The sequence below is a fragment of the Clostridium sp. genome (assembly GCF_021443865.1).
GTDB lineage: Bacteria > Bacillota > Clostridia > Clostridiales > Clostridiaceae > Clostridium.
In genome coordinates, this window is the sequence record NZ_JABUTB010000096.1 from 1 (window position 1) to 7,944 (window position 7,944).

9 protein-coding genes are annotated in these 7,944 nt (G+C 24.7%); 2 read left to right on the forward strand and 7 right to left on the reverse strand.

Going from position 1 to position 7,944, the window contains the following annotated elements; translation table 11 throughout:
- Positions 1-190 (reverse strand): hypothetical protein (locus tag HUJ77_RS13395; RefSeq protein ID WP_291709425.1); only part of this gene is annotated, 190 nt, incomplete at its 3' end.
- 268 nt (positions 191-458) lie between these two features.
- Between HUJ77_RS13395 and HUJ77_RS13400 the strand changes: the two genes are divergently transcribed.
- Positions 459-2,588: a tetratricopeptide repeat-containing sensor histidine kinase gene (locus HUJ77_RS13400; RefSeq protein WP_291709427.1), complete on the forward strand. Its 2,130-nt coding sequence runs from the start codon at positions 459-461 to the stop codon at positions 2,586-2,588.
- 276 nt (positions 2,589-2,864) lie between these two features.
- Here HUJ77_RS13400 and HUJ77_RS13405 read toward each other — a convergent pair whose 3' ends face one another.
- Both HUJ77_RS13405 and HUJ77_RS13410 read right to left on the reverse strand, forming a co-directional pair.
- Complete coding sequence (locus HUJ77_RS13405) at positions 2,865-3,893, reverse strand: pyruvate kinase (RefSeq protein WP_291709429.1); 1,029 nt, start codon at positions 3,891-3,893, stop codon at positions 2,865-2,867.
- 110 nt (positions 3,894-4,003) lie between these two features.
- Positions 4,004-4,441 (reverse strand): hypothetical protein, encoded by a 438-nt coding sequence (locus tag HUJ77_RS13410; RefSeq protein ID WP_291709431.1) that lies wholly within the window; start codon positions 4,439-4,441, stop codon positions 4,004-4,006.
- A gap of 116 nt (positions 4,442-4,557) precedes the next feature.
- Between HUJ77_RS13410 and HUJ77_RS13415 the strand changes: the two genes are divergently transcribed.
- A complete protein-coding gene (locus tag HUJ77_RS13415) occupies positions 4,558-5,046 on the forward strand; it encodes a DUF4883 family protein (protein ID WP_291709433.1) in 489 nt (162 codons plus the stop codon).
- 38 nt (positions 5,047-5,084) lie between these two features.
- Here HUJ77_RS13415 and folK read toward each other — a convergent pair whose 3' ends face one another.
- The 4 genes from folK to folE are packed head-to-tail and all read right to left on the reverse strand — an operon-like array spanning position 5,085 to position 7,792.
- Entirely contained in the window at positions 5,085-5,903 is an 819-nt protein-coding gene (gene folK, locus HUJ77_RS13420; RefSeq protein WP_291709435.1) for a 2-amino-4-hydroxy-6-hydroxymethyldihydropteridine diphosphokinase, read from the reverse strand.
- A 10-nt stretch (positions 5,904-5,913) separates the two neighbouring features.
- Positions 5,914-6,723 (reverse strand): dihydropteroate synthase, encoded by an 810-nt coding sequence (gene folP / locus HUJ77_RS13425; RefSeq protein WP_291709437.1) that lies wholly within the window; start codon positions 6,721-6,723, stop codon positions 5,914-5,916.
- Between the two features lie 16 nt (positions 6,724-6,739).
- Complete coding sequence (locus tag HUJ77_RS13430; RefSeq protein ID WP_291709438.1) at positions 6,740-7,213, reverse strand: HD domain-containing protein; 474 nt, start codon at positions 7,211-7,213, stop codon at positions 6,740-6,742.
- Positions 7,214-7,237: 24 nt separating this feature from the next.
- Positions 7,238-7,792 carry a GTP cyclohydrolase I FolE gene (gene folE / locus HUJ77_RS13435; protein ID WP_291709440.1) on the reverse strand — a complete coding sequence of 185 codons (555 nt, stop codon included), beginning with the start codon at positions 7,790-7,792 and terminating at the stop codon, positions 7,238-7,240.
- Positions 7,793-7,944 lie beyond the last annotated feature (152 nt).

Sequence of the window (7,944 nt, forward strand, 5' to 3'; positions counted from 1 at the left end):
TGTTTATTTCTTTTGGAACTTCCTTATTCTTAGTTACTTTAAAGGTTAAATTTTTATCATTTAAGTTGTTAGAATAGATTGTTCCTGATATAACTACAATAATTAGTGCTAGTATAAGAAATATAAATATTCCAATCTTAATTTTAAAATTATTAGCAATTAAATCTATAATCTTTCTTATAAATTTCATATAAACCTCCATATTTAATATATACAATATTATATTCTATATTTTAACAGATATTAAAATAAGATACAAATAACCTCACTTTATAAAGATTGTTTAAATTACGCCTATTACTTAATATTAATCGATAAATCAAAAGCTTATTTCATTTATCGATTGTATATTAATAAAAATTATTTTTTCTTTTAAATTTCGCCAATAATATTATACAATTTATTCTATTTATGGTAATATATTATTATATTCCAAATCTTCTGTGGAGGTTTTCAAAATGCAAACTGTTTATAACACAATATTAAACGAGAATGAATTTTATGAAAATACAATTAAACATATATTTTTCTCACCAGAGATTTTTATAACAGATTCTTATTTATCTGAAATTAAATCAAATATGGAAAATAGATTAGTAAATGAAGATTTGGAAATTGAAGAGTTATTATACGTTAAATTTATATTAGCCTTATGTATATATAAATCTAATGATTTTTTTTCTGCAAATAATATTTTTGAATCTTTATGCAATGAGATAGACATAAAATGTAATCCTTTTATAACTCATTACTTATATACTATACTATCTATTTCTTATTTAAAAGTAAAAAATATAGAGCAACATATTAAATACTATGAATTAGCTATAAATTATTTAAACTCTACTGACTTAAGGGAATTATTATTATTTTTACATATAAATACTTCTATAAATAAACTTGAAATATTTAAAATAGATGAATTGCTTTATAGTAATATTAATAATTCTTTAAAAATTTTAACTTCTTACGATGGAATATATGCCTCGCAAGCTTTAATTAATATTGGATACATATATCAAAATTATTTAGACTTACCTACTATAGCTTTAGACTTATATGATAAATCTTTATCTATCTGTAACTTAAATAAAGAAAATGATATATGTTTATTAGTAAAATATAATATTGGCTGCAATTATATAGATACTGGAAAAATAGCTGAAGGTATAGAGGTTTTAAAAAGTATTTTGAAATACAATAATAATCTTTTACCTAGTATATTTAAAATAAGGATATATTCTAAAATACTAAGTTGCCTATATAAAATAGATTTTAGCTTTGATGAAATAAAAGCATTATTAGATGAGTATGAGAATAATTTATATAGTCTTGACTCTTATTATATGGATATTTACCTTGCTAAATATTATCTCATCATTACACATTATGCTCTTTTAGAACATACGAATTCCTTTAATAAAAAATCATTACTTAATTTATTTTATTATTTAGATAATGCTAGCTATATATATAAGAGTAATTTTTCTAAATTTACTTTTGTAGATTTTGAGTATTGGTTAGAAATCTCTTATGGCAATTTATATTTTTCATTATGTAATTATGAGAAAGCTTTAATTCATCATAAAAAGGCTTTGTTATTTTCTGATAAACCTCATAGTGAAGAAACTACCAATTTATACAAGTTAATATCTAATGACTACGAAAAAATAGCCAATTATAAAGAAGCCTTAAAATACTATAAAATTTATATAGAGGCATTAGATAATTACAATAAATATAATAATATTGATTTATACATTAAGATTTTTGAAGAATATAATAAGAAGCTTGTTTTTAATTCCATTAATAGCAATTTCTTTTCTAATCTTAGTCATGAGCTTAAAACACCAGTAAATATAATATATTCTTCTGTTCAACTTATGGGCTCATTAAAGGATAAGGATCAAACTTCACTAAAAGAGTATTTTAATAAGTATGAAAAAAGCGTTAAGCAAAATTGTTTACGTATGCTAAGATTAATAAATAATTTAATTGATATAACTAAAATAGATTCAGGTATGACTAAGCTAGATTTAGTACTAGTAGATATAGTACCTTTTATAGAAGATTTAACTTTATCAATTATTCCTTATACAAAATTTAAAAATTTAAATATTACCTTTGATACTAATGTAGAAAAACTTTATTTAAGAATAGATACCTATGCTTTTGAAAGAATAATTTTAAATTTATTATCTAACGCTATTAAATTTAATAATTTTAACGGAAATATTACTGTCACTATTAATGCTCATGATAATAAAGTTTTTATTTCAGTTAAAGATACTGGCATTGGAATTCCAGAAGGCTATGGTGATTTAATTTTTAATAGATTTTATAAGATAGATAACTCCTTTTCTAGAAGAAATGAAGGTAGTGGTATAGGTCTTGCAATTACAAAGAATTTAGTCAAACTACAAGGTGGAAAAATATCTCTTAACGAAAATTATAAAGAAGGTAGTGAATTTATAATTACTTTCCCTAAAGCTTACGAAATAGGAATTTACACAGATAATAACTATAAATATTATGTGGATGATGAAAAAATTCTAAGTGAATTATCAGATATATATGAGATCTTTTAGAAATAGAATTTAAAAGTTATAAAATAAATAATCAAAATGAAAAATGATATCTGAATTCAGATATCATTTTCATTAAGGGGATAAATAACTAATTGTTAAGCACTAACAACTATATTTATATAATACAATTACTTTGTGGCAATTTCGTTACAAAACAACTAAGAAATTATTTCTTTTTTTTACTAAAATGTAATAAATAAATTATATACATAAAACAATAAAAATAATAATATTATTCCAAGCATTATCCAAAGAATTGAAAGTATTAATTTTTCTTTATTCAAAATTTATTTCTCTCTTATAAAATTCAATAACTTCTTTTAAAAATTTTAAAGTTTGTATAGGAGCTTTTCCAATTGAGTTTTCTCCTGCTAATAAAAAACCATCTACTCCTTTATTAACAAATTCATAAATACTTTCAATTTCAGGTAATGTTGCTATATTTCCATTCTTCATACTATTTAATATATGGGTTCCAATAATAATTTTCTTCTTTTTCTCCTTAACAATTTTTATAGCTTTTTCTTGAAGAATTACAGACTCTAACATTCCTGCTTCTGCAACTAAATCTCCTCGTCCTAATACGACAGTATCCACAGCTGTAATAATATCTATAATATTATTTACTCCCTTTGGTGTTTCTACCTTAGCCCAGATATCATATTTTTTTATCTTTGTATTTTCTCCTATAAATCCTTTTATTTCATCTATGTCCTTCTTAGATTCTACAAAGGATTGACATATAATATCTAAGTCATTATTAATTGCCCAAAGAATATTCTCCTTATCTTTTTTGCTAATGGTTCTTCCCTCATCATTTATATTGGAAACATTACATCCCTTTCCAGCCCGTATTATTCCGCCTTTCATTACCTTAGCTTTTACTACTCCATCTCTTACATCTAAAACATGGAAGTTCATAGTATTATCCTTAATAGATATACTTTCTATGTTACTTATATTTATCTTCTCTGTAGTTATATTTAAAGGAATATATTTTCTATACTCTAACTCCTTATTATTTAAAGTATTATAATAATCTTCTCCACAAAAATAGACTTCTTGATTATTATAAACTTTATAGATATATTTTAGATTCTTTGATATTCTTATCTTTTTCCCTGATAAATCAATAAGTATATGTATTCCGCTTCTTATGGTTTTTACATAGTTTATAACTTCTTCAAATTCATCTTTATCGAAATGAGCACAATTTAACCTTAGTATATCTACTCCATTTTCTATAAGCTCCTTAATAACCCATTTATCTATAGTTTTAGGACCTATAGTTGCTATAATATCCATATAAATCTCCTATTTATTGTTATCATTTATTTCTACTATGAAGGAGTCTATTTTATTACAAAGCTATTAAATATAATTCAATTAAGAACTATATTTAATACTTAATTTAATTAGATTTTTATATTTTCTAGTATATTAATTAACTTATTTGTAATTAATATACTTTCTACTAATTCCCTATCCTTTATTGAAAAACTAATATAAACTACAGGAGTGTTTATATTCTTAATTAAATAAAGATGTTTACCACTTTTACAGCTTATATTTTCAAAGCTATCTTCTAAAAGCTCCATAACTTCATTTGCAATTATTTTAGTAGAATTATCAGCATAAAATATTGTAGGAAAAGATGCATCCTCTTTAAAATCAATTGATAAATAAAATTCTATATTTGTAACATTAGCAATTATTACTTTTTTTAATAAAGACTTTCCATTATTTACATTATTATAATCAGTTAAATCTATAATGAAATGTCCTCTTTCTTTTAACTTTTCAGAAATAAAGCTTAGAATTTTTTCACTATTTATGTCAATTCCGTATTTCATTTTACCACCAAAATAACAGTATTGTTATTTCATTTTATTCTCATTATCATAAAATGTTCTAAAGTCTTTTAGATAAGAATATGTTAATATAGAACTTAATCCCTTAGGAGGTTTCTATGAAGAAATTACTTAGTTTTATTTTTATTATTATGTTTACTTATTTATTTACAAGTTGCACTTTTAATGAATCACAATACATAAAACCTAGTTCTAAACCCAAAGCTGATTATTATACAAGTGAAATTAAAGATAAGCTAGATAAGAATGAGGAATATACAATTAAAATATTTGATGTAAATCTATATAAATATTATGAAGTAGACAAAAAAGAGCATAGCATTATTCCAGAGTTTATAGATTCTATAAAAAAAGATAATTATAATGCTGAATTACAAGATGGATTAATTCCAGAATATAAAATTATAATTGAATTTTCTAATTCTAAATATGTTATTAATGCCTTTAATGATAAGCTAATTTCTCTTCATCCCTGGGATGGAGTTTATAAAGAAGATATAATATCTATGGATGATATTCCTGATTACTATAATCTTTATAAGTATTGTGAATATATAAAAAAGGTAGATAGTGGCTTTGAGGGTTAATGATATAAATATTATGGGCTGTTTACACAGCCCATATTCTATTTGTTTTTTATTTCTTCTAACATTTTAAAAACTCTTTTTTTGTTTAATGGATGTATGTAATTTGGAGCTATTTCATTTAATGGTTCCAAAACGAATTCTCTCTCTTCCATCCTTGGATGAGGTATTGTTACATAATCATCACTTGTAGCATAATCATCGAAGAAAATAATATCTAGATCTATTATTCTTGGACCCCATTTAATTATTCTCTCTCGTTTCATATCCTGTTCTATAGTTAATAAAGTTTTCATAAGCTCCTTTGGATTAAGGAAGGTTTTTATTTCTATAGCTGTATTTTTAAAACTATCTTGATTTTCATATCCCCAAGGCTCTGTTTCAATTATACTTGCTATTTTAGTAACCTTTATTTCCTTATTTTCCTTAAGTCTCTCTATTGATTCCTTTATATTCTCTTCTTTATTTCCAATATTACTTCCTATAGAAATATATGCTTTATGCCATTTTCTATATATTTCTATTGCGGCAGTATCTAAATGTCTTCCAATTGGAGCCCAAGGCTTTTTAAGTAACACCTTAACTCCATATACTAAATCATAATTATATAGAACATATTCTGCTATTTTTTCAGCTGCAGTCTCAATCAAATCATAACTTTCTCTTTGAAATTCTTTTTCTATGTTATGACATAGTTCTCCATAATGAACGGACTTAGTTAAATCACAATTTTTTGCAGCTTCTCTTACATCTAAATCTAACTCTAGTGAAAGTATAAACTTTTGACCTAAAGTTTTTTCTTCTTTAAATACACCATGATTTGCAAATATCTCTACATCTTTTAAATATAGTTTGTCCATAGATAATCCTCTACTTATTATTTAATATTTTATCAGTCATTATACAAGCTCTTTTATTTTCAAGAACATCATGTACTCTAACAATTTTGCAACCCTTCATTATTCCTAATACAGTTGTTGCAATAGTTCCTTCTACTCTATTATCAGCTGGAAGATCCAAAGCTAATCCTATTATTGACTTTCTTGATGTAGCTAGTAAAACTGGAAAACCTATATTAACTATCTTATGAAGGTTATTCATAACCTCTAGGTTTTCTTCATAAGTTTTTGCAAAACCTATACCTGGATCTAATATAATATTTTCTCTCTTTACTCCTGCATCTAATGCAATGTTAATGCTATCTATTAAATCTTCTAAAATATTCTTCATTAAATTTGAATATGATTTATCTTCTCTATTATGCATTAAAATACAAGGTACCTGATATTTTGCTGCAACACTTGCCATATTACTATCTTTTTTAAATCCCCAAACATCATTAATTATATCAGCACCAGCTTTAATTGCCTCTTCTGCTGTTTTGCTTTTATAAGTATCTACAGAAATTAAAACATCTAATTCATTTTTTATAGCTTTTATTATTGGAACTATTCTTTGTATTTCTTCCTCTTCTGATACATAACTTGCTCCAGGTCTTGTAGACTCTCCACCTATATCAATGATATCAGCCCCTTCTTCAACCATCTCTTTAGCTCTTTTAACTGCTGCTTCAATATTATTATAATTTCCTCCATCAGAAAATGAATCTGGGGTTACATTTAGTATTCCCATAATATATGTTCTGTCTTCAAAATTAATTATTTTATTACCTATCTTCATATTTCTCTCCCTTTTGCTATAACTTTATGTCTTTATTTTTTTTCTCTTCATTCCAATAACACTGTTTATAGGCTTTACAATTAAAGCAATTTCTTGAAAGCTTATCACTTTTATATATTATTTTAGATAATTCATCTTGGCTTTCTCTTCTATGATCTTTTATAGACTTTATTATTAAGGTCTTTTCTTCGTCAGAAAAAGATGTGAACTCCAATAGTTCTTCTGCTAGTTCAGCACTAGCTATATGGTGATCTACCCCATTATTATACTCTAAAACTCTTCCTATGTCATGCAAAAGGGCAATAGCATAAATGACCTCTTTGCTATAATCTAGCCTTTTTTCTAAAACCATAATATATGCAATTCTTGCAACATCTAAAAAATGCTCTAAAGTATGATTACAAAATATCCTCTCTTTTTCTAGATTATTAAGTTCCTCTAATAAAGCCTTATATTTTGGATGCTTTAAAATGATATTTACATTTTCCAAATTATCACCTTCTATATTCTTAGATTATTTAATAAAACTTATAACTTCTTTTTTTAATTTGTAATCTTCTAAGAAGCATCCTCTATAAGTTGTAGTTACTGTTTTAGCTCCTGGCTTCTTAACACCCCTCATAGTCATACACATATGTTCACCTTCAATAACTACCATAACTCCTTTTGCATTTAGATATTTCATTAATGCATCTGCTATTTCAGCTGTAAGTCTCTCTTGTAGCTGTGGTTTTTTTGAATATACTTCAACACATCTAGCTAATTTTGATAAACCTGCAACCTTTCCATTTGGTATATATGCTATATGTGCTTTTCCGTAAAAAGGAACTAAATGATGTTCACACATAGAATAAAAAGTAATATCTTTTTCTATTACTAGGTCATTACCTTCAACAGTAAAAGTCTTAGATAGATCTTCTTCAGCAGTTTTCCCTATACCAGAAAATATTTCTTCATACATTCTTGCTATTCTATCAGGAGTCTCTAATAGACCTTCTCTATTTAGGTCTTCTCCTATTCCTTCAATTATAAGCCTTACGCCTTCTTGTATCTTTTCCTTATCTATCATTTATGCTCCTCCTAATTACTAATTATTTCTTCATATTTTTCTCTTATAGCTATTGTTATTTTATTCTTTTCAAAAATCTTATCTTCTAGTTTACTAATTTTCATTACACCTAACAAGCTATTTGTTATAAATATTTCATCAGCATTAAATAA

What these genes read in the sequence shown, in the direction of transcription:
- folE (WP_291709440.1), bottom strand. Translation starts at nt 7,792, where the DNA reads ATGATAGATAAGGAAAAGATACAAGAAGGCGTAAGGCTTATAATTGAA.
- HUJ77_RS13410 (WP_291709431.1), bottom strand. Translation starts at nt 4,441, where the DNA reads ATGAAATACGGAATTGACATAAATAGTGAAAAAATTCTAAGCTTTATT.
- folP (WP_291709437.1), bottom strand. Translation starts at nt 6,723, where the DNA reads ATGAAGATAGGTAATAAAATAATTAATTTTGAAGACAGAACATATATT.
- folK (WP_291709435.1), bottom strand. Translation starts at nt 5,903, where the DNA reads ATGGACAAACTATATTTAAAAGATGTAGAGATATTTGCAAATCATGGT.
- HUJ77_RS13405 (WP_291709429.1), bottom strand. Translation starts at nt 3,893, where the DNA reads ATGGATATTATAGCAACTATAGGTCCTAAAACTATAGATAAATGGGTT.
- HUJ77_RS13400 (WP_291709427.1), top strand. Translation starts at nt 459, where the DNA reads ATGCAAACTGTTTATAACACAATATTAAACGAGAATGAATTTTATGAA.
- HUJ77_RS13415 (WP_291709433.1), top strand. Translation starts at nt 4,558, where the DNA reads ATGAAGAAATTACTTAGTTTTATTTTTATTATTATGTTTACTTATTTA.